The organism is Sodalis sp. RH22 (assembly GCF_047324165.1).
Classification (GTDB): Bacteria; Pseudomonadota; Gammaproteobacteria; order Enterobacterales; family Enterobacteriaceae; genus Acerihabitans.
Genome location: NZ_CP178731.1, coordinates 5,113,733 through 5,135,248, shown reverse-complemented (window position 1 = coordinate 5,135,248; position 21,516 = coordinate 5,113,733). Strand labels below are relative to the sequence as shown.

Annotated in this window: 20 protein-coding genes and 1 pseudogene; 16 read left to right on the top strand and 5 right to left on the bottom strand. The window is 61.9% G+C overall.

The window, feature by feature from the left end; all coding sequences use genetic code 11:
* Positions 1–104 precede the first annotated feature (104 nt).
* From urtA to cho, 10 genes and pseudogenes are all read left to right on the top strand, one after another.
* Positions 105–1,373: an urea ABC transporter substrate-binding protein gene (gene urtA / locus ACL2XN_RS23330; protein ID WP_413729564.1), complete on the top strand. Its 1,269-nt coding sequence runs from the start codon at positions 105–107 to the stop codon at positions 1,371–1,373.
* Between the two features lie 145 nt (positions 1,374–1,518).
* Complete coding sequence (gene urtB, locus ACL2XN_RS23325) at positions 1,519–3,105, top strand: urea ABC transporter permease subunit UrtB (protein WP_413729562.1); 1,587 nt, start codon at positions 1,519–1,521, stop codon at positions 3,103–3,105.
* Positions 3,105–4,181: an urea ABC transporter permease subunit UrtC gene (urtC, locus tag ACL2XN_RS23320; protein WP_410013801.1), complete on the top strand. Its 1,077-nt coding sequence runs from the start codon at positions 3,105–3,107 to the stop codon at positions 4,179–4,181. Before urtB ends, urtC begins: the two co-directional genes overlap by 1 nt.
* Positions 4,178–4,975, top strand: a complete 798-nt coding sequence (gene urtD / locus ACL2XN_RS23315) for an urea ABC transporter ATP-binding protein UrtD (protein WP_413729560.1) — start codon at positions 4,178–4,180, stop codon at positions 4,973–4,975. Before urtC ends, urtD begins: the two co-directional genes overlap by 4 nt.
* Before the next feature lie 85 nt (positions 4,976–5,060).
* Positions 5,061–5,759: an urea ABC transporter ATP-binding subunit UrtE gene (urtE, locus tag ACL2XN_RS23310; protein WP_413731018.1), complete on the top strand. Its 699-nt coding sequence runs from the start codon at positions 5,061–5,063 to the stop codon at positions 5,757–5,759.
* A gap of 78 nt (positions 5,760–5,837) precedes the next feature.
* Positions 5,838–6,236: pseudogene (gene nikR / locus ACL2XN_RS23305) on the top strand (nickel-responsive transcriptional regulator NikR); the annotation flags it as partial.
* A gap of 325 nt (positions 6,237–6,561) precedes the next feature.
* Positions 6,562–7,641 (top strand): cobalt transporter CbiM, encoded by a 1,080-nt coding sequence (gene cbiM, locus ACL2XN_RS23300; RefSeq protein ID WP_413721291.1) that lies wholly within the window; start codon positions 6,562–6,564, stop codon positions 7,639–7,641.
* Positions 7,642–7,644: 3 nt separating this feature from the next.
* A complete protein-coding gene (cbiQ, locus tag ACL2XN_RS23295; protein WP_413721292.1) occupies positions 7,645–8,508 on the top strand; it encodes a cobalt ECF transporter T component CbiQ in 864 nt (287 codons plus the stop codon).
* A gap of 29 nt (positions 8,509–8,537) precedes the next feature.
* Positions 8,538–9,323: an energy-coupling factor ABC transporter ATP-binding protein gene (locus ACL2XN_RS23290; RefSeq protein WP_413727782.1), complete on the top strand. Its 786-nt coding sequence runs from the start codon at positions 8,538–8,540 to the stop codon at positions 9,321–9,323.
* Between the two features lie 105 nt (positions 9,324–9,428).
* The gene (gene cho / locus ACL2XN_RS23285; protein ID WP_413729559.1) at positions 9,429–10,292 is read left to right on the top strand and encodes an excinuclease Cho; all 864 of its coding nucleotides are present in this window, start codon (positions 9,429–9,431) and stop codon (positions 10,290–10,292) included.
* Here cho and ACL2XN_RS23280 read toward each other — a convergent pair.
* Both ACL2XN_RS23280 and ACL2XN_RS23275 read right to left on the bottom strand, forming a co-directional pair.
* Positions 10,289–10,804: a DUF1097 domain-containing protein gene (locus ACL2XN_RS23280; protein WP_410013795.1), complete on the bottom strand. Its 516-nt coding sequence runs from the start codon at positions 10,802–10,804 to the stop codon at positions 10,289–10,291. The two genes, cho and ACL2XN_RS23280, sit on opposite strands and share 4 nt — an antisense overlap.
* A gap of 433 nt (positions 10,805–11,237) precedes the next feature.
* Positions 11,238–11,699, bottom strand: a complete 462-nt coding sequence (locus ACL2XN_RS23275; protein ID WP_410013794.1) for an Lrp/AsnC family transcriptional regulator — start codon at positions 11,697–11,699, stop codon at positions 11,238–11,240.
* 150 nt (positions 11,700–11,849) lie between these two features.
* Here ACL2XN_RS23275 and yedA point away from each other — a divergent pair, with 150 nt between their 5' ends.
* A complete protein-coding gene (gene yedA / locus ACL2XN_RS23270) occupies positions 11,850–12,797 on the top strand; it encodes a drug/metabolite exporter YedA (protein WP_410013793.1) in 948 nt (315 codons plus the stop codon).
* Between the two features lie 143 nt (positions 12,798–12,940).
* Here the strand turns inward: yedA and ACL2XN_RS23265 are convergent, their stop codons facing one another.
* The gene (locus ACL2XN_RS23265) at positions 12,941–14,497 is read right to left on the bottom strand and encodes a methyl-accepting chemotaxis protein (protein WP_410013792.1); all 1,557 of its coding nucleotides are present in this window, start codon (positions 14,495–14,497) and stop codon (positions 12,941–12,943) included.
* Between the two features lie 256 nt (positions 14,498–14,753).
* Here ACL2XN_RS23265 and ACL2XN_RS23260 point away from each other — a divergent pair, with 256 nt between their 5' ends.
* Complete coding sequence (locus ACL2XN_RS23260; RefSeq protein ID WP_410013791.1) at positions 14,754–15,515, top strand: GntR family transcriptional regulator; 762 nt, start codon at positions 14,754–14,756, stop codon at positions 15,513–15,515.
* 33 nt (positions 15,516–15,548) lie between these two features.
* On the opposite strand, the gene ACL2XN_RS23255 is transcribed toward ACL2XN_RS23260, so the two are convergent.
* Both ACL2XN_RS23255 and ACL2XN_RS23250 read right to left on the bottom strand, forming a co-directional pair.
* A complete protein-coding gene (locus ACL2XN_RS23255; RefSeq protein WP_413729557.1) occupies positions 15,549–16,436 on the bottom strand; it encodes an ROK family protein in 888 nt (295 codons plus the stop codon).
* A gap of 2 nt (positions 16,437–16,438) precedes the next feature.
* Positions 16,439–17,122 carry an N-acetylmannosamine-6-phosphate 2-epimerase gene (locus ACL2XN_RS23250; protein WP_413721298.1) on the bottom strand — a complete coding sequence of 228 codons (684 nt, stop codon included), beginning with the start codon at positions 17,120–17,122 and terminating at the stop codon, positions 16,439–16,441.
* Between the two features lie 372 nt (positions 17,123–17,494).
* Here ACL2XN_RS23250 and ACL2XN_RS23245 point away from each other — a divergent pair, with 372 nt between their 5' ends.
* The 4 genes from ACL2XN_RS23245 to ACL2XN_RS23230 are packed head-to-tail and all read left to right on the top strand — an operon-like array spanning position 17,495 to position 21,508.
* The gene (locus ACL2XN_RS23245; protein WP_410013788.1) at positions 17,495–18,508 is read left to right on the top strand and encodes a Gfo/Idh/MocA family protein; all 1,014 of its coding nucleotides are present in this window, start codon (positions 17,495–17,497) and stop codon (positions 18,506–18,508) included.
* Between the two features lie 34 nt (positions 18,509–18,542).
* A complete protein-coding gene (locus tag ACL2XN_RS23240; RefSeq protein WP_413721299.1) occupies positions 18,543–19,808 on the top strand; it encodes an ABC transporter substrate-binding protein in 1,266 nt (421 codons plus the stop codon).
* 19 nt (positions 19,809–19,827) lie between these two features.
* A complete protein-coding gene (locus ACL2XN_RS23235) occupies positions 19,828–20,688 on the top strand; it encodes a carbohydrate ABC transporter permease (RefSeq protein WP_410013786.1) in 861 nt (286 codons plus the stop codon).
* Complete coding sequence (locus tag ACL2XN_RS23230; protein WP_413721300.1) at positions 20,681–21,508, top strand: carbohydrate ABC transporter permease; 828 nt, start codon at positions 20,681–20,683, stop codon at positions 21,506–21,508. Before ACL2XN_RS23235 ends, ACL2XN_RS23230 begins: the two co-directional genes overlap by 8 nt.
* Positions 21,509–21,516: the final 8 nt, after the last annotated feature.

Sequence of the window (21,516 nt, the reverse complement as noted above, 5' to 3'; positions counted from 1 at the left end):
GCAAACGCCGCCGGCCCGCGGCGCCGCAACTGGCACGGGGATTGCTTGGAACCATTCTGTCCCGCCGGCCATTGTTAATCCTCATAAATTCAGGAGTGAATTGCATGCAACGACGTAAATTACTGAAAGCCTTCGCCCTCTCCGCCACGGTTATCGGCATGGGGATCAGCTGGGGGGCGCTGGCTGCCGACACGATTAAAGTCGGCGTGATGCATTCCTTATCCGGCACCATGGCTATCTCGGAAACGCCGTTAAAAGACGTGGCGCTGATGACCATTGACGAAATCAATGCCCAGGGTGGGGTGCTGGGTAAAAAGCTGGAGCCGGTCGTGGTTGATCCGGCGTCGAACTGGCCCTTGTTCGCGGAAAAGGCCCGGCAGTTGCTGACCCAGGACAAGGTGGCGGTGGTGTTCGGCTGCTGGACCTCGGTCTCGCGCAAATCGGTGTTGCCGGTATTTGAGGAGCTGAACGGCCTGCTGTTTTACCCGGTGCAATATGAAGGCGAGGAAATGTCGCCCAACGTGTTTTATACCGGCGCGGCCCCCAACCAACAGGCTATCCCGGCGGTGGAATACCTGATGAGCGATGACGGCGGCGACGCCAAGCGCTTCTTCCTGCTCGGCACCGATTATGTTTATCCGCGTACGACCAATAAAATTCTGCGGGCCTTCCTGCATTCTAAGGGCGTGGCGGATAAAGATATCGAGGAAGTCTATACCCCGTTCGGATATAGCGATTACCAGACCATCGTGGCCAATATCAAGAAATTCTCCGCCGGCGGTAAAACCGCGGTGATTTCCACCATCAACGGCGATTCCAACGTTCCTTTTTATAAAGAGCTGGCCAACCAGGGCATCAAGGCGACCGATGTGCCGGTAATAGCCTTTTCGGTGGGCGAGGAGGAACTGCGCGGCATCGACACCAAACCGCTGGTCGGCAACCTGGCGGCCTGGAACTATTTCCAGTCGGTGGATAATCCCACCAATAAGAAATTCGTCGCGCAATGGAAAGCCTACGCCAAGTCCCACCATCTGCCCAACGCCGATACCGTGGTCACCAACGACCCGATGGAAGCCACCTATGTCGGCATCCATATGTGGGCGCAGGCGGTGGAGAAGGCCAAGTCCACCGATGTGGATAAGGTGCGCGCGGCGATGGCCGGGCAAACCTTCGCCGCACCGTCCGGCTTTACCCTGACCATGGATCAGACCAATCACCATCTGCATAAACCGGTGATGATTGGCGAGATCGAGTCCGACGGCCAGTTTAACGTGGTATGGCAAACCGAAGGGCCGGTGCGCGCGCAGCCCTGGAGTCCCTTTATCGCCGGCAACGATAAAAAACCCGATCATCCGGTCAAAAGCACCCAGTAAAAGGGCTTACGGATAGGGCGGGCCAGGTGTAAACACGGAAACCGGGGCCGGGCCGCGCTCTACTCTTCGCGCCCGCCCTACCCGCTTCAAACGCCTGAGGCGGCAGAGGCGCCCTCTGTTTTTGACGCAGCACGGGACGAAAAATATGCGCTATCTATCATTATTATTGCGAAGGTTCGGCCTCGGCGCGGCCTTATGCCTATGCCTGCCGGCCTGGGCTCTGGCCGGCCCCGCCGCCGATTTTGCGGCGGCCAGCCGCGCCGATCAGGCGAAATTACTCCAGGCGTGGTCAAGCGCGCCGGATGCATCCCGGCTGCCGCTGCTGCAGGCATTGCGCCGGGAGACCATGGTGATCGACGCCGCCGGCAAACCCTTTATCCAGCAGGGCGCCGCGCTGACGCCGATGGAAGGCGACGCGGCGCCCACCGGCGGCGTCAAGAAAGTCTGGCTGAATAACCGCCTGCGCAATCTTATCGCCACCGCCTTGTCCGTTCACCAGTTGGTCAGCGACGATGCCAGCATACGGCTACAGGCCGCCATTGCGCTCCAGCGCGAAGCGCAGGCCGACCAGTTGCCGCTGCTGCAGGCCCGTTTACCGCTGGAAAAAGACCCGCGGGTGCATGACGCGCTGCAGATTGCCCTGGCCAATTTGCAATTGGCCGATCCCCGGCCCGAGGTGCGGCTGCAGGCGGTCACGCTGCTCGGCGAATCGGGCGATCCCGATGTCCAGGTACGTCTGCAGGCGCTGACGCAGGAGAGCGCCGAACCCGAGGCCCAAGTGCGCGCGGCGGCGCTGAAAAGCCTCAAGCAGGTTCAGCGCCGGCTGATGATAGGCGACCTGCTCGGTCAGGCGTTTACCGGCTTGTCCCTGGGCTCGATACTGCTGCTGGCGGCGCTGGGCCTGGCCATTACCTACGGCCTGCTGGGGGTGATTAACATGGCGCACGGCGAGATGCTGATGCTGGGCGCCTACGCCACTTATCTGGTGCAGCAGCTTATGGAGCACTACGCGCCGGGACTGCTGCCGCTCTACCCGCTGGCGGCCCTGCCGGCGGCCTTCGCCGTTACCGGCGTTATCGGCATGCTGCTTGAACGCACCGTAATCCGTCATTTATACGGCCGCCCCCTGGAAACGCTGCTGGCGACCTGGGGCATCAGCCTGGTGCTGATCCAGGGGGTGCGCATGCTGTTCGGCGCGCAAAACGTCAGCGTCGCCAACCCCGGCTGGCTCTCCGGCGGCATCCAACTGCTGCCTAACCTGGTGCTGCCCTACAACCGCCTGGCGGTCATCTTGTTCGTGCTGTGCGTGCTGGCGCTGTGCTGGCTGCTGCTGAACACAACCCGGCTGGGCATGCATATCCGCGCGGTAACCCAGAACCGGGCCATGGCCGCCTGCTGCGGCGTGCCGACCGGCCGGGTGGATATGCTGGCCTTCGGCCTGGGTTCCGGCATTGCCGGCCTGGGCGGCGTGGCGTTGTCCCAGCTTGGCAACGTCGGCCCCGAGCTGGGCCAGGGATATATTATCGATTCGTTCCTGGTGGTGGTGCTGGGCGGGGTCGGCCAGTTGGCGGGCACCGTGGCGGCGGCGTTCGGGCTGGGCATCGTCAACAAAATCCTCGAACCCGAAATCGGCGCCGTGCTGGGCAAGATCCTGATCCTGGCGCTTATCGTGCTGTTTATCCAAAAACGTCCCCAGGGACTCTTCGCCGTCAAAGGCAGGGTCATTGACTGATGAGCCAACCCTTAACCCTCACCGGCCTGCAAAAGGCGCCCCGCACCGCCATGATCCTGGGCGCGCTGGTTTTTATCGCGCTGGTTATCCTGCCGCTGCTGGCCCTGCTGCCCGCGGCGCATCCGCTGAATATCTCCACCTATACCCTGACCCTGGTGGGCAAAATCCTGTGCTACGCCGTGGTGGCCATCGCGCTGGATCTGGTCTGGGGTTATGCCGGGCTGCTGTCCCTCGGGCATGGGCTGTTTTTTGCCCTCGGCGGTTACGCCATGGGCATGTACCTGATGCGCCAGGCCGCGGGAGACGGCCTGCCGGCGTTTATGTCCTTTTTATCGTGGAGCGAGCTGCCCTGGTTCTGGGCCGGCACCCAGCACTTTGCCTGGGCGTTGTGCCTGATTATGCTGGCCCCCGGCCTGCTGGCGTTGGTGTTCGGCTACTTTTCCTTTCGCTCCAAAATCAAAGGGGTCTATTTTTCCATTATGACCCAGGCGCTGACCTATGCCGCGATGCTGCTGTTTTTTCGCAACGAAACCGGCTTCGGCGGCAATAACGGTTTTACCGGTTTTACCACCTTATTGGGATTCCAGGTAACCGCCACCACCACCCGGGTGGGACTGTTCCTGGTCACCGTGCTGCTACTGGCGGCGAGCCTGCTGCTGGGATTCGCCCTGGCGCGCAGTAAATTCGGCCGGGTGCTGACGGCGGTGCGCGATGCGGAAAACCGGCTGATATTCTGCGGCTACGACCCGAAGGGGTTCAAGCTGTTCGTCTGGACGCTGTCGGCGGTGCTGTGCGGCCTGGCGGGCGCCCTGTACGTGCCGCAGGTGGGTATCATCAACCCGGGTGAAATGTCGCCAACCAACTCCATCGAGGCGGCCATATGGGTGGCGCTGGGCGGCCGCGGCACGCTGGTGGGGCCGCTGCTCGGCGCCGGCATCGTCAACGGCGCCAAGAGCTGGTTTACCATGGCCATGCCGGAGTACTGGCAATTGTTCCTGGGGCTGATGTTTATCCTGGTGACGCTGCTGTTGCCGCAGGGCGTTATCGGCCTGCTGCGCAAAAGGCGGCCCGAATGAACGCGCCGGACGACCTGCTGACGCAGGCCTATCCCGCCGATATCCATCGCCTGCGGCGCGATCCGGTGTTGACGCTGGACAATATCAACGTCAGCTTCGACGGTTTCCACGCCCTTACCGACCTGTCGCTGCAGATAGGCGTGGGCGAATTGCGCTGCATTATCGGCCCCAACGGCGCGGGAAAAACCACCCTGATGGATGTGATTACCGGTAAAACCCGTCCGCAGAGCGGCAGCGCCATTTACGATCAGCATATCGACCTGGCGCGGCTTAGCCCGGTGCAAATCGCCCAGGCCGGCATCGGCCGTAAATTCCAGAAGCCGACGGTATTCGAGGCGCTGACGGTATTTGAAAACCTGGAGCTGGCGCTGAAAACCGATAAATCGGTTTGGGCCTGCCTGCGCCATAAGCTGAGCGATGAACAGCGCGATCGCATCGACGCCATGCTCGCCACGCTGCGTCTCGCACCGCTGCGCCGGCGCCCGGCGGGCCTGCTGTCCCACGGCCAAAAACAGTTTCTTGAAATCGGCATGCTCTTGGTGCAAGACCCGCACCTGCTGCTGCTTGACGAGCCGGCCGCCGGCATGACCGATGCTGAAACCGCCTATACCGCCGAGCTGTTCCGCTCGCTTGCCGGTAAACATTCGCTCATGGTGGTGGAGCATGATATGGGTTTTGTGGAAACCATCGCCGATCATGTCACCGTGCTGCACCAGGGGCAGGTGCTGGCCGAGGGGTCGCTGCGCGAAGTGCAGGCCAACGAGCAGGTGATTGAAGTCTACCTGGGGCGGTGAGCTGATGAGCGTGATGATGCGCGGGAGGATATCGCGCATCGGCGCCGGTTATCAGGCCAGGGTTACTCATACGCAGGGGAACATAATGCTACAGGTGGAAGAGTTAAATCAGTTTTACGGCGGCAGCCATATCCTGCGCGGCCTGTCGTTCGAGGCGCAAATCGGTCAGGTAACCTGCCTGCTCGGGCGCAACGGCGTCGGCAAGACGACCCTGCTCAAATGCCTGATGGGCCTGCTGCCGGCCAAAACCGGCCGCATTCGCTGGCAGGGAGAGATTATCAACCAGCGCCGCCCCCACCAGCGGGTGCAGGCCGGTATTGCCTATGTGCCGCAGGGACGGGAAATATTTCCGCGCATGACGGTGGAGGAAAATATCCTGCTCGGCCTGTCGCGTTTTTCCGGCGCGCGCGCCAAAGCGCCACCGGCCTCGGTCTACGAGCTGTTCCCGGTGCTGGCGCAGATGAAAAACCGGCGCGGCGGCGATTTGTCCGGCGGCCAGCAGCAGCAGTTGGCGATTGCGCGCGCGCTGGCCTGCCAGCCGCAGTTGCTGATCCTCGACGAACCTACCGAAGGCATCCAGCCGTCGGTGATCAAGGAGATCGGCGTGGTGATCAAAACCCTTGCGGCGCGCGGCGATATGGCGATCCTGCTGGTGGAGCAGTTTTATGATTTCGCCGCCGCCCTGGCGGACAGCTACCTGGTGATGTCGCGTGGGCAGATCGTGCAGCGTGGCCTGGGCGCGGATATGGAAACCGACGGGGTGCGCGGTCTGGTGACTATCTGAGGCTAAACCTGCCGATATCCTTTGCCTGGCGGTAAAAATGTTCCACACTGTGGTTTTCCCCGATACCCGGAATGCCCTATGCAGCGATTAACCATTTCCCTCGACGACCGGCTGGCGGCCGAGCTGGACGAACTGATGCGGCTGCGCGGCTACAGCAGCCGCTCGGAGGCGTTCCGCGATATGCTGCGGCGCGACCTGGGCCAGCAGGCGGCCACCGCCAACCCCGGGGCGGCCTTTATCGCGGTGCTCAGTTACGTTTACGATCACCATGAGCGGCAACTGGCCACCCGCCTGACCGAACTGCAGCACGATCATCACGAACTGACCGTATCCACCATGCATGCCCATCTCAGCCACGACGAGTGCGTGGAGACCGCCATCCTGCGCGGGCCGCTGGGGGTATTAACCGATTTTGCCCAATCGGTGATCGCCCAGACCGGGGTGCGCCACGGCAGCATTAACCTGATCCCGCTGGACGCCGCCGCCACGCAAAACGCCGCAATGATCCCGGCCGATGCCGTGACAACCGCCGATCACCGTCATGCAAGCGGCCATGATCATGATAAAGATCACCGGCATCCCCATAAACACGTTTAGGACAGCCTTCCGGTTTAGGGTAGGGAACCGTGGCGGGCGCTTAGCGGCCGGCGGGAAAGTTGACGGTTAATTGTGCTCGATCAATGAACCCGGTATGATTTTTTATGGAAAAGTATGAACGGCGGAGGCATACTGATTTCCACGAAAGTTTTGCCCCCCGGCCGCCCTGTTCGCTATGCGCGCGGCCTGAACACAGGGTTATCCGATGCATATTCCCGATGGTTATCTCAGCCCGTCCACCTGCGCCGTTGCCTTCCTGATCGCCGCCCCTTTCTGGTGGGTGGCGCAAAAACGCGTGCAACGCCTGCTGCATACCCGCCTGGTGCCATTGCTGGCGGTGGTATCGGCGTTTTGTTTTGTCATCATGATGTTTAACCTGCCGCTGCCGGGCGGCACCACCGGGCACGCGGTGGGCATGGCGGTGGCGGCCATCGTGCTGGGTCCGTGGGCGGCGGTACTGGCCGTCTCGATGGCGTTGTTTATCCAGGCGGTATTTTTCGGCGACGGCGGCATTACCGCGCTCGGCGCCAATTGCCTGAATATGGCCATCGTCGGTCCGCTGGCGGCCTACGGCCTTTACCGCCTGATTGCCGCCGGGTCGGCCATTACCGCCCGGCGGCGGGTGGTGGCGGCCACGGTGGCCGGCTACTGCGCCATTAATATCGCCGCGCTGCTGGCGGCGGTGGAGTTCGGCATCCAGCCCCTGCTGTTTACCGACGCCGCCGGAGCGCCGCTGTATGCGCCCTATCCGCTGTCGGTGGCGGTGCCGGCCATGCTGCTGGGTCACCTGACCTTTGCCGGTCTGGCGGAAGCCGTGGTGACCGGCGGTATTGTCGCTTATCTGCAAAAAGCCAACCCCGACCTGCTGCGCGCCACCGCCGGCGGCGCGTGCGTGCCCGCGCGCCTTTCCGGCTGGCGGCCGGTGCGCGCGCTGTGGCTGGGCATGGCGGTGGTGATGATCATCAGCCCGCTCGGCCTGCTGGCCGCCGGCACCGCCTGGGGGGAATGGGGCGCCGCCGACTTCCAGGATGCCGGCGCCAGGGCTGAAATTACCCGCGCCTCGGGCAATATCGCCCCGCCGCAGGGCGCGCCGGCCGGCATGCAGCGCCTGGAGGCGCTCTGGTCAGCGCCGATGCCGGACTATGCCCCGGCATTTATGCAAAACGCCCGCGTCGGGTATGTGCTGTCGGCCATTATGGGCAGCGGGCTTATCCTGCTGGCGTTTTATCTGCTGGCGCGCCTGACGCGCGCCGCGGCCTGGCGGCCGTCCTCGGGTCACCGTTAAACGGTGCGCGAACCCTCCTTCAGCCACCGGCGCGCGCCGGGAAGCCGGCATTTTATCGCGCGCCTGCTGGCGGGCCTGCTGGCGGCCATGGCGCATGCCGATGACGCCCAGACAATGGCCGACCGGCCGGGCTGGCTGCAACGGCTGGACCCGCGCGTGAAGCTGATGGGCCTTGGCGCGCTGATTATCACCGCCGTCGCCGTGCATTCGCTGCTGGCCCTGGCCGGCCTGCTGCTGGCGGCGACGATCATGGCGCGGCTTTCGGCGCTATCGCTGGCCAGGCTGCTGCGCCAGGTATGGCTCGGCGTTTTGCTGTTTACCGGCGTGCTGGCGCTGCCGGCGCTGTTTATGGTACCCGGCGCGCCGCTCTTCGCCCTGCCCTTCACGTCGCTTACCGTCACCGCGCAAGGGCTGCGCGTGGCCCTGCTGCTGATCGGCAGGGCGGAAACGTCGGCCACCCTGGCGCTGCTGCTGGTATTGACCACCCCCTGGCCCCGCCTGCTCAAGGCCTTGCGATCGCTGCGGGTGCCAAAAGTGGCGGTGATGATCCTCGGCATGACCCATCGCTATATTTTTGTGCTGCTCAGCGGCGCGGTCGCCCTGTTTGAAGCGCGCGCCAGCCGGATGGTCGGCCCCCTGCCCGCCGGCGAGCGCCGCCGGCTGGCGGTCAATGCGGCCGGCAGCCTGCTGGAGCGCTCGTTGTATCTCAGCCAGGAGGTTCATCTGGCCATGCTGTCGCGCGGCTTTCGCGGTGAAATCAGGCTAATGGACGATTTGTGTCTGCAAAAACAGGACTGGCGCGCGGTGCCGGTGTTTATGCTGCTGGCGCTGGCCGGATTTAGCTGCCAGTGGCTGCGGCTACCCTGAATGACGCCCCGGGAACAGGAGCAATACGCATGAACCAGGCCCCATCGTTAACCACGCCGCCGGTCTATGATTTACAGCAGGTCAGCTATGCCTACCAGTCGCTGCCCGCGCTACGGGAGATCACGCTTCAGATCCGGGCGGGCCAGCGTATCGCCCTGCTCGGCGCCAACGGCTCGGGCAAGTCCACCCTGCTGCGCCTGCTGGACGGGCTTTATTTCCCCAACGCGGGCAGCGTGCGCGCGTTCGGCCGGGCGCTCGATGAACCCGCCCTGCGCGGGGACGAGGAGGCTTACGCCTTCAGGCGCCGGGTGGGACTGGTGTTCCAGAATTCCGATGTGCAATTGTTTAACCCGACGGTCTATGACGAGCTGGCCTTCGGCCCGTTGCAACTGGGGTGGGATAAACCGCGCATCGCCGGGCGTATCGACGCCATGCTGGAGCAATTCGGCATCACGCATCTGCGCCACCGTTCGCCCCATCGGTTGTCCGGCGGCGAAAAAAAACGCGTCGCCCTGGCGTCGGTATTGATTATCGAACCCGAGGTGTTATTGCTCGACGAACCCTGCAGCGGCCTGGACCCGGCAAGCCAGGGCAATATGGTGCAATTCCTGCGCGAGAGCCGCGGGCGTACGCTTATCACCGCCACCCACGATCTGGCCATTGTCCCGGACATCGCCGATCGGTGTTTTGTGCTGCGCGAAGGGCGTCTTGCGGCCCAGGGGCCGACCGCGGACATTTTAGCCGACCGGCAACTGCTGCGGGAATGTCATTTGCTCCGTCACCGGCAGGAGGATGATCACCTTCACCGGTTATAACCCGCATAATGCCGCATAAAATAACGATCAGACGTTATTTTGCGCTGTCGTGTTAAAAAATAACCTGTTATGCTGTATAAAACAACAGTAATAAGAGTTCAGTCAGTGTATAAGCGTCTGTCCGCCACCCGCAGGGAGTTCGACCCCGCCGAGGCCTATCAGTATCCCGAACATTTGCGCCCGTATATCGACGGCCTGCCCGCCGCGCCCGGCGTGTATGTCTTTCATAGCGACAGCGACGTGATGCCGCTGTATATCGGCAAAAGCGTCAATATCCGCAGCCGGGTCATGTCGCATCTGCGCACCGCCGAAGAAGCGCGCATGCTGCGGCAATCGCGGCGCATCAGCTACCACCTCACCGCCGGGGAAATCGGCGCCCTGCTGCTTGAGGCCCAGATGATCAAGGCGCTCCAGCCGCTGCACAATAAACGGCTGCGGCGCAGTCGCCAGCTGTGCTCGATTCACCTGGCGCGCGGCATGCCCGTCATCGTCTCGGCCAAGGAGATCGATTTTGCCCGCACGCCGGATTTGTACGGCCTGTTTTCCAGCCGCCGCGCCGCCCAGCAAACCCTGCTGGATATCGGCGACAGCGAATTATTATGTTACAGCCTGCTCGGCCTGGAAAAACTCAGCCACGGACGCGCCTGCTTCCGGTTCCATCTCGGGCGCTGCGCGGGCGCCTGCTGCGGTAAAGAAAGCCCGGAGGAACACCAGCTGCGCCTGATGGACGCGCTGCAGCAGATGCGCATCGTGGCATGGCCTTACGCCGGCGCCATCGGCCTGGTGGAACACAGCGGCGATCGGCGGCAAATCCACGTGGTCAACAATTGGTTCTATCTCGGTTCGGTGGCAAGCCTTGGCGAAGCGGCGGGCCTGAGCACCGTGGCGCAGGGGTTCGACCGCGACGGCTATAAAATTCTCAGCGGGCCGATATTAAGCGGCCGCCATGAGATTATCGAACTGGGCTAAGGGATAAACCAGGCCGTGTTCCAACGCCGGTGCAGCGCCTGGCAAGCCCAACCGGCGAACCCGCCGATGGCGGATGCGCCGCACAGATCCCTAAACATGCCGGGCGCCGGTTCCAGCCCGGAGGCATAGAACGTGACCATGCCGAGGAACCAGGCCAGCGTGTTATCGACGATACGGGTCGCGCGCAGGCTTACGATAAGGATGGCCACCCAAAATACCACCAGCGGCAACGCCAGCGGATCCAGAGCCGGCGACAACGCCGGCAGTATTATCTGGGTAACGGCCCCCAGCCCAATTCCCAGCCACAGGCAGATCATGGCGCACAGCCCGGCGCGCCAGGACGTCGGGCGCGTGAACCAGGTGATAAGGCCCGCGAACATCACCCAGACCTCCAGCGCAAGCGTCGCGCTGCCCCAGGCGGCCAGGGACGCGCTCGAGGCGGCGATGACGGTGTAAAGAATAAACTGCCCGGGGGTTTGACGTTGGACAGGTTGCGTGCGGCGGGTGTTCACGGCCGGTCTCCTTACGCGCGATGACTCTTGCTTTCAAGATAGGCGCTGGGGGAGAGGCGGTCGATGTCGTAAAATCTATAGTATCTTTGCCTGCGTCGCCGGGCCGGTATGGCGGCAGGCGAAAGCGGCTATCTCAGGCGGGCGCTTGTCTGCCTGCAACGGCAGACGGCCCTGAAAAGGGCCGTCTGGGATAAAGAGGGCGGGCGGCGCATCGGCAACACCGGATGAGGCCCCCGGGGCATGCGCCACGCTTAATACAGGCTATATTTAGCCGCCTGTGCGTGGATATTGCCTTGTTCTTTCAAAAATTTGTTAAGTTTACGTATAATTTTCATTGCTGATTCCTCACATTGATCCGACATTAATGTGATGTTCATCACACTTTTCGCAGTTTAGCAAAATGAGCCGCCGTGTCAATTTTTTGTGAAGCTTATCACGCTTTTCTTAACGTCTCCGCAACCATCAGCGCCGGCGGCGCGATACGCTCCACCGGCGCCGAGAGAATGATCGACGTTTTGGTGGCGCCGAATTGGCTTACCCGCTCGATAAAGGCTTCCATCGCCGCCATATCCCCGACCGCGCCGCGGACAATCACACAGGCTTCGCCGGTTACCCGGTAGCATTGCAGGATTTCGGGGATCTGCGTCAGCATTTTCAGCGTATTTTGCCAGTGGTTATGGTTAAGGCGCAGCTCGACGATAAAGGTGATCGGCAAGCCGAGTTTTTCCAGGTTGACGTGGGCGTGGTAGCCGGTAATGACTTTTTTGGTCTCGAGCTTCGCCACCCGCTCCGCCACCGCCGGCGGCGAGAGATTAACCCGGCGCGCCAGCTCGGCATAGGTTAGCCTGCCGTTTTCCACCAGCGCCTGCAGTATCAGTTCATCATATTTATCCATAGCTTTCCCCGTTGCGCCCGCTGTTGAATCGAAGGTGTTATACGGCTATTTTCGTTGTTTAACTGGAGGATTACGACAAAAAGAATATATTAACAGCCATAAAAAAAGGTTTACTAATCATCCGAACGTTTAGGCTTAAAAGGCAGCTACATGCAATTACGCGATTCAAACGGACTGAAGCTGGTCCTGGCGCTGTTTACACTCTACATCATATGGGGTTCGACCTATTTTGTTATCCGCGTCGGGGTGGACAGCTGGCCGCCGCTGTTGATGGCCGGCGTACGGTTTTTAACGGCCGGCATTATCCTGTTCGCCGTGCTGCGCCTGAAAGGCGAGTCCCTGCCCTCGCCGCGCCAGGCGCTGAACGCGGGCATGATCGGCATCCTGCTGCTGGCGATTGGCAATGGCCTGGTGACGGTGGCCGAACATAGGCAGGTGCCGTCCGGCATTACCGCGGTGATTGTCGCCACGGTACCGCTGTTCGCCGCCTGTTTCGGCAGTATCTGGGGACTGCGCGCCACGCGCCTGGAGTGGTTCGGCATTGTTCTCGGCCTGGCCGGCATTATTTTACTCAATACCGGCGGTAACCTGACCGGCAACCCGCTCGGCGCCCTGCTGGTGATCGTGGCCTCCGTCAGTTGGGCGTTCGGCTCCATCTGGAGCTCAAGGCTTGATCTGCCCAAGGGCATGATGGTCGGGGCGGTGGAAATGATCGTGGCGGGTGCGGTGCTGCTTGTCGCCAGCCTGCTTACCGGCGAGCGCCTGACGCGGATGCCGGATACCGCGGGGCTGCTGGCCATCGGCTATCTGATCGTGTTTGGCTCGATTATCGCCATCAACGCCTATATGTTCCTGCTCTCCCACGCCCGTCCGGCACTGGCCACCAGCTATGCCTATGTCAATCCGGTGGTGGCGGTGCTGCTCGGCATGGGGTTTGCCGGCGAGCGCCTTAATCCGATCGAGTGGCTGGCATTGGGCATCATTATCCTGGCGGTGGTGATCGTCATGGTCGGCAAAACCTTCAGCGGTTCCGGCAAAGCCGGCGCGGCCGGCGCCGTTAAATCGCCCGCCGGGGCGGCCCGCTCCTCCGATGGATAAAGACGGGCGGTTTTATCCCATGACGATGTCTTACGCCAAAGCCGGCGAAAATAGGGAAAGCATGCCCAAGCGCCATAAAAAAACTCCCGCCGGCTAAAACCCTCTCCAGGTCTTAGCCGCGGGAGCGTGTTACGCCGACGGCATCAGGCGGTTTGGAAGAAACTCACCGCCCGGCGCAGCTCCTGGCCCTGTTCGGTCAGCGAACGGGCGGCGGCGGCGGCCTGCTCCACCAGCGCCGCATTTTGCTGCGTAACCTGGTCCATCTGGGCCACCGCCTGTCCCACTTCCTGGATGCCCATATGCTGTTCGTTACTGGCGGTGGCGATTTCGTGGATGATGGCGGCCACCTTGTCCACCGAGTCGACGATTTCGGTCATCGCCTTGCTGGCGTTATCCGCCCGTTCAGATCCGGCGGTGATTTTGTCCACCGTGCCCTCGATCAACGATTTGATTTCCTTGGCCGCGTCGGCGCTCTTCTGCGCCAGCGTGCGTACTTCGCTTGCCACCACGGCGAAGCCCTTGCCCTGGGTGCCGGCCCGCGCCGCCTCGACGGCGGCGTTAAGCGCCAGCAGGTTGGTCTGGAAAGCAATGCCCTCGATAACGGCAATGATATTGACGATTTTTTTCGAGCTTTGGGAAATATCGCGCATATGCGTCAGCATTTCCGCCACGATTTTACCGCCCTGGGTGGCGGTGCGCGAGGTAGCGACCGCCAGTTCGCTGGCTTCCTTGGCGTTATCGGCGTTGTGGTGTACGGTCTGCGTGAGTTGCTGCATATTGGCCGAGGTCTGGATTAACGACGCCGCCTGCTCTTCGGTGCGCTGCGACAGGTCGGTATTGCCCTGGGCGATTTGACCGGAGGCCACCGAAATGGATTCGCTGCCGCTGATGATGCCGCTGATGGTATCGCGCAACTGTTGGCTCATGGCGTTGAGCGCGGCCAGCAGGCTGCTGCTGTCCTTGGCGCTCAGCTTAATGCCGGTGGTCAGGTTGCCGGCGGCGATTTTACGCATAATCGACGTGGCATAGGCCGGCTCGCCGCCCAGCTGGCGCCACAGATTACGGGAAATCACCGTGGCCAGCAGTCCGGAGATCAGCAGGGCGAACAGCGACAGGCCCATCAGGCTGTATTTGGCTATATCATAGCCCCGGGCCGCCTGTCTCGCCGCCTCCTGGCTACCGCCCACTTCCCGGTCGACCATGGTGGCCAGGTCGGCCATCAGCTGGGTGCGGTATTTGCGCGAGGTATCGCCGCTGATGCGGATGGCCCCGGTGACATCATTTTCCGACATGGCCGCGATCATCTTATCGTTCGCCAGGCTGAACTGATTGAAGTTGGCCATGATCTGACTGAATAACGGCGTGGAGCTTAAGGGCGTATTCAGCGCCAGGTAGGCATTCTGGGCGCGGAGGAAGTTCGCCACCGCCTGCATCAGTTCCAGCCGGTGTGACTCCCGATCCTGGTCCGTCGGAGAAGAAATATATTGTACCTGCTGCAAACGCAGTTCGGCTAGCGTACCGCGCATCTCCAGGGTATAGCGCACCCCGGGCAGCCAGTTATTGCGATAGGCGTCGATATGGTCATTATTGGCGCTGAGCTGGTAGAGGGACACGCCGCCCAGGCAAAGCATCAACGCGATAATAATAGCGAAGCCGCTGAATAGCTGCACCATAAAGGGTAAATGGAGTAATTTTTTCATGACCTTAGCCATCTAAAAAGAGAAGTAAGGGTTTATCGGCACGCAGAGGACGATAATGAGACTGCGCAGCGGGTTTAGTTGCGTTTCGTGATCAACCTGTCATTTTTGAACGCAAAGCTATCGTACCAATTCGCCCCGGCCTTTCACCCCAGGGGATATTCGCCGGACAGGACAATGCCGGGTAAGGGTATGCGCCCGCGGCGGCTTCGATTACAATCAGTGAACATCGTTAAACACGCACCAGCGGCCCGCCCTTATGGATGATAAGTTAATCGAGTTACTGAAGACCTATTGCAACGAGCGCAACCAGAGCGGCGGAGCCTTGTACCAGCGGCTGGAAAAAGGTTTCAGGGAACTGGTGGCCGGCGGCCTGATCAAAGGCGGCTATACCATCCCCAGCGAACGCGAGCTGTCGGAATACCTGGCGGTATCCAGGGTGACGGTGCGGCGGGCGTTAAGCCAGCTGGCCCAAGACGGGGTGATTATCCAGCGGCGCGGCGCCCGCAGCCAGGTTGCCGGCCGGCTGGAAAAACCCTTATCGTCGTTAACCAGCTTCAGCGAGGACATGCTGTCGCGCGGCCATCAGCCGGGAGCCATCTGGCTGGAGCGCGAGCTGATCCAGTCCTCGCCGTCGGAAACCATTGCGCTGAATCTCTCTCCCGGCGCGCTGGTCTACCGCCTTAAACGGCTGCGCACCGTGGACGGACGGCCGATGGCGGTGGAAATCGCCGTCATCCCCCAGGGTTTCCTGCCGTCGCTCGACGGGCTTGGCGACTCGCTGTACGCGGTGTTGCAACGCAGCGGCCATATGCCGAAACGGGCGTTGCAACGAATGCGCGCGGAACCGTTATCGGCCGAAAATGCGCTGCTGTTGGAGCTGCCGCCGCAAAGCGCGGCGCTGCATGTGGAACGCCACTGTTATCTTGAGGACGGACGCCCGATTGAATATACCCATACCTGGTATCGGGGCGACAGTTATGATTTTGTGGTGGAACTGCAGCGCGACGGCCTGTACTGACGGGCGGCAGACGCCGGGAACAGCCGGCGGGCATTAACCGGCGCCGCGCCGCGCCCAGCCGGCGGCGCCCATAAGCCCCGCGTCCGCGCCCAGCGCGGCGCCTGATACCGCGACCCGGCCCAGCGGCGGCAACGCGTCCTGCGCCTGGCGGATCCTGTCCAGCATGCCCGCCGCCAGCCCGACGCTGCCGCCAATCACCACCTCATCAATATCCAGCAGCATATGCGTATTGGCGATGGCCTCGGCCACCGCCGCCGCCGCGTTGTCGATGATATCGTTTGCCCGCGCGCTCGTGGCAGCCAGCGCAAACAGCGCGCGACTGTCGATGGCCCGCCCGAACAGCGCCCCGGCCTGGCGCGCCAGCGCGGTGCCCGAGGCAACGGATTCCAGGCAACCGTAACGGCCGCATCCGCACGGCCCCCCGCGGCCGGGCATCACATCGGCCGGCGGGCGGCTCACCGTGGCATGGCCGAGATGTCCGGCCAATCCGTGCCCGCCGGTGCGCAGTTCGCCGTCAAGCACCAGGCCGCCGCCGACGCCGGTGGACAACGTCATAAACAGCAGGTTGCGCACCCGTCCCTGCCGGACGCTATACTCGCCCCAGGCGGCGGCCTGGGCATCGTTCATCAACACTACCGGACAGGAATACAGTTGGCGCAGCGCCGTTTCCAGCGGGAATCCGCGCCAAAAGGGGATGGTGTCCAGATTGACCGAATAAACCCGCCCGGCGCGCACGAAACCGGTGGCGGCTACCGCGATCATGCCGGGCGTGACGCCAAACGCGGTCACCTCGCGCAGGGCGGTGATAAACCCGGCCTCGTCAAAACGCATCGGCGTTTGCCGCCGTTCCACGCAGCGCCCCTGCTCCACCCTGGCGGCGGAGATTTTGGTGCCGCCGATATCCAGCGCGATAGTCGCCATAATCAGCTCCGGGTTGCGGCCTGTGCCAGCGCCTCGATAAACCATTGGGTAATATGCTCAACGCGCGTAACGGCCGAGCCGACGGTTACGGCGAACGCGCCCTGCGCCAGGGCGGCGGCGGCATGATCCTGCGTGCGGATGCGCCCTTCCGCCATCACGTTATAACCCCGCGCCGCCAGGGCGGCAATCAGTGCCAAATCGGGGCGCGCCATCGGCTGATCGGCGGTGCCGGCCGTATAGCCGGACAGCGTGGTGCCAATCAGATCGCAGCCCAGACCTGCCGCCGCCACGCCGTCCGCCAGGCAGGCGCAATCCGCCATGATAAGGCGTTGACACGCCCGCGCCGCCCGGTAGAGTTCCGCCACCGGCACGGGCCTGACCCGGTCGGTGGCGTCAAAGGCGATAATCGACGCGCCCGCCCGCGCCAGATCCTCCACATCCGCTATAAAAGGTGTGATACGCACCGGTGAATCGATTAAATCACGTTTTACGATGCCTATCACCGGGATGGTCAACGCGGCGGCCACCCGACGCACATTCTCCACGCCCTCGATCCTTACCGCGGCCGCGCCGGCCGACTGCGCGCTTTGCGCCATGGCGACGATAATCTCCGGCCGGTCCATCGGTCCGCCGGTCACCGGCTGGCAGGATACCACCAGGCGGTGCTTAAGTTCATTCAGGGTCATCTGCGTCGTTTTCCTTAAAAAATAACCTCGGCACCGCCAGCTAACCACAACAATACCAAATATGTAAACTGGTATTTTATTTTATCGAGCAACGCACAAAAAAGGTGCTTAAAGCTATTCAAATGCACAATAATTGTGCTAATAGTTATGCGTAGCGTGAGATTAACAGCCTGATACTCAGGAATAAAAACGCAACAGTTTCGTTAAGTTAATAATATAGAACCCTTTTAAGCATCTGGCTCTAATCTGGACTTAAACTGGCATGCTTATTGTATTGCTTATCCTATAAAAACCAATAGCGACAGCGGCGGACCGCGGCCCCGAAGCCACCCGGCCGGGCCGCCGCCCAACAAAAAACCAAGAGGCCAGTCGATGAAAGACGGAACACTGAAAGTCGCCGTGGTGGGCGCGGGATTTATGGGCACCATGCATGCCAGGGTGTTCAGCCAGCTCTACGGCGTGGAAGTGATCGCCATCGCCGATCCGGATCCGGCGCGCTGCGAGGCGGTAAAGGCGTTTATTCCCGGCATCCAATGTTTTAGCGATTATCAGGACATGCTGACGCTTGAGGGATTGGATATCGTCAGCATCTGCACCAAGGATGATTTCCATCTGGCGCCGGCCCTGGCCGCCGCCCGGGCCGGCAAGCATATCTTCCTGGAAAAACCCATCGCCGCCGCCCTGGCCGACGGCGAGGAGATTGTCGGCGCGGCCCATGCCGCCGGCGTCAAGCTCGGCATCGGCTTTTTGCTGCGTTTCGACCCGCGCTATTCACGGGCGCGGGACATCATTGAAGCCGGCGAGGCGGGAGAGATCAGCCATATCGCGGCGCGGCGCAATAGCCCGGCCATTGAGGGACCGGCGCGCTACGGCGGCAGCCTGCCGCTGCCGCTGCATGTCACCGTGCACGACGTGGATATGGTCCTCTGGCTGTTGCACCGCACCAAACCGGTGAGCGTTTACGCCCAGACCACCAATAAGCGCCTCGGGCATTTGGGGACCGAGGACGCGGTTTTCGCCATTATCCGCTTTGCCGACGGCGCGGTGGTCAATCTGGAAAGCGCCTGGGCGCTGCCGGCGGGTTCACGGACCCTGCTGGACGCCAAGATGGAAATATTGACCACCGCCGGCCTGTTTGAAATCGAGTGCGGCGAGTCCGGCCTTTATCATGCATCCGAAACCGCCAACCGCTATATCGATACCCAGCACTGGCCGCTGAGCCAGGGCGAAATCAAAGGCGACCTGCGCGAGGAACTGATGGCCTTTATCAGCGATATCCGCAGCAACCGTACCACGGTCGCCACGGGAGAAGAGGCCAACGAGGCGTTACGGATTACGCTTGCGATCATGGCATCCGCCCGTACCGGTCAGGTCGTTGCCGTCTGATCGCCTCATTTATCCACTGAATAAGGATTTACGCATGAAAACGACGCTCTCCCGGTTTACCGCGCTCGTCTGCGCCTGGCTGTTCTGCGCCGGCGGCGCCCACGCGCAGGATACCCTGCGCGTATTGCTGGAAGGCCATAGCACCAGCGACTCCATCAAGGCCATGCTGCCGGAATTTGAAAAGGCGACCGGCATCAAGGTACAGGCGGAAATCGTCCCCTACGCCGATCTGACGTCCAAGGCGCTGCTGGCCTTTTCCTCCAAAAGCGGCCGCTATGACGTCGTCATGGACGACTGGGTGCATGGGGTGGGCTACGCCTCGGCGGGTTACATCGCCCCGCTCGACCCGCTGATGAAAGCCGACGCGGGTTTTGATCGCGCGGACTTCGTCAAAAGCTATGCCGATACGCTGCGCTATAAAGACCGTTATTACGGCGTGCCGGTGTACGGCGAAAGCACGTTTCTGATGTACCGCAAGGACCTGTTCGCCCAATACGGCATCGCGGTGCCGACCACCTTTGACCAACTGCTGGCGGCGGCCAAAACCCTCAAGGAAAAAAGCGGCGGCCACATGGCCGGCATCACGCTGCGCGGCGGCCAGGGCATCCATAACACCTTCTCCTGGGCGGCATTCCTGTGGGGCTATGGCGGGCAATGGATCAAGGACGGCAAATCCGCCGTCGACAGTCCCGAAGCCATCGAGGCCACCAAGGCCTACGTTAATATCCTGAAGAATTACGGCCCCATCGGCGCGGCCAATTTCGGCTGGCAGGAAAACCGCCTGGTGTTCCAGCAGGGCAAAGCGGGCATGATTATCGATTCCACGGTCAACGGCGGCTATAACGAGGACGCCCGGGAATCGACGGTGGTCGGCAAGGTCGGCTACGCCCCGGTTCCGGCGCAGCCGGGCAGTCATCCCGGCGGCAGCTCGGCGCTGCAGGTGCATGGCCTGTACCTGGCCAGCGCCAGCAAGCACCAGCAGGCGGCATGGCAATTCATCAGTTGGGCCACCAACAAGCAAACGCAGATGAAATCGGTGGAGCTTAATCCCAACGCGGGCGTCAGCTCCCTGAGCGCCATTAACAGCGAGGCCTTCGTGCGTAAGTACGGCGCGTTTAAGGACGGCATGCTGGCGGCGCTGAAAAACGGCAATCCCAACTACCTGCCCACGGTGCCGCAGGCCACCATTCTGATCAATAACACCGGCATCGCGCTGTCCCAGGCCCTGGCCGGCACCCTGTCCGCCGAGGACGCCATGGCGGCGGCAAACCGCCAGAACGATAAAGCCCTCGCGCGGTGAAACCGGGACCGGAGTCAACATGAAAGCAACGTTTACACGTTGGGCGTTTACGGTGCCGCTGCTGGCGGCACTGATGGCGGTGTCGGTCTACACGCTGGGCTATTCGCTGTACCTGGCGCTGCACGATATCGACATGATGGCGCCGCCGCCGTTTGGGTTTGTCGGGCTGGCCAATTTTATCGACGTGCTGCAGCAGCCGCGCCTGTGGTTTTCGCTGTGGCATACGCTGGTGTACGTGGCGGCGGCAACGCTTATCGAGCTGGCGCTGGGATGCGCCGTCGCCCTGTTTATCAGCCGCGATTTTCCCGGCCGCAAACTGACGCGGGCGCTGCTGCTGCTGCCGATGATCGTCACGCCCATCGTCGGCGGCCTTATCTGGCGCATTTTTTACGATCCCAACGCCGGCTTGTTTAATTACCTGGCCGGCCTGCTGGGCATCGCCCCCGTCGACTGGCTCGGCAATCCGTCCTATGCCATGGCGTCGCTTATCGTCGCCGACGTCTGGCAATGGACGCCGTTTATCATCCTGCTGGTATCGGCCGGCCTGGACTCGTTGCCGCAAGAGCCGCTGGAGGCGGCGGAACTGGACGGCGCGCGCGGCTGGCGCCTGCTGGCCTATATCAAACTGCCGATGCTCAAGCCGATTATCCTCATCGCCCTGTTCCTGCGCATGATTGACGCCTTTAAGTCGTTCGATCTGATTTATGTCATGACGCGCGGCGGGCCGGCGCTGGCCACCGAAACCACCAACATGTTCGCCTACCTGACCGGCTTTCAGGATTTTCGCATCAGCGAAGCGGTGGTGATCGCCATCATCAACACGCTGCTGGTTATCCTGGTGCTCTCCATGGCAAGCAACCGGATTATGAAAGATGCCTGATTCTCTGAAACGCACCGGCCGCTGGGCGGGGTTTTATGCTCTATTAGTGCTTATCCTGGCATTTTTCCTGCTGCCGATTTTCTGGCTGGTGTCGATGTCGTTCAAAACCTATATCGACGCGTTCGCCATGCCGCCCAGGCTGTTTTTTACGCCCATCCTGGACAACTACGCCACCGTACTCGGTAACAGTGATTTTATCCGCGCCTTCTTTAACAGCGTGGTGATCTCCCTGGCCGCCACCCTGCTGTGCCTGCTGCTGGGGGCCTTGTTCTCCTACGGGCTGGTGTTTTTTGTCATCAAGAAGGCGCGCGCCAAGCAATTTATCATGAGCCTGCGTTTTGCCCCGGTGATCATGCTGGTGCTGCCGGCCTACTACCTGGTGACGTCCCTCGGCCTGACCGACAGCTACCTGGTGCTGATTGCGGTCTATACCCTCGCCAACGTGCCCTTCACCATCCTGATGATCACCACGTTTTTCGAGGATATTCCGCCGGAATTACGCGAGGCGGCGCTGGTGGACGGGGCCAGCGAATGGCAGGTCTTCGCCCGGATCATTCTTCCCCTGGCCCGTACCGGGCTGGCCGCGTCCGGGGTGCTGACGCTGTTTTTTATCTGGAATGAGTTCCAGATCGTGCTCACCCTGTCCGGCGAATCCACCCAGACCCTGCCGGTGGCCATCACCTCGTTCCTCACCTTCCAGGGCACCGAATGGGGGCCGCTCACCGCTGCCGGCACGCTGGTTATGCTGCCGATGCTGGTGCTGGGACTGCTGGTGCAAAAACATCTGGTCCGGGGTTTAACCATGGGCGGCGTGAAATAACGCCCGAC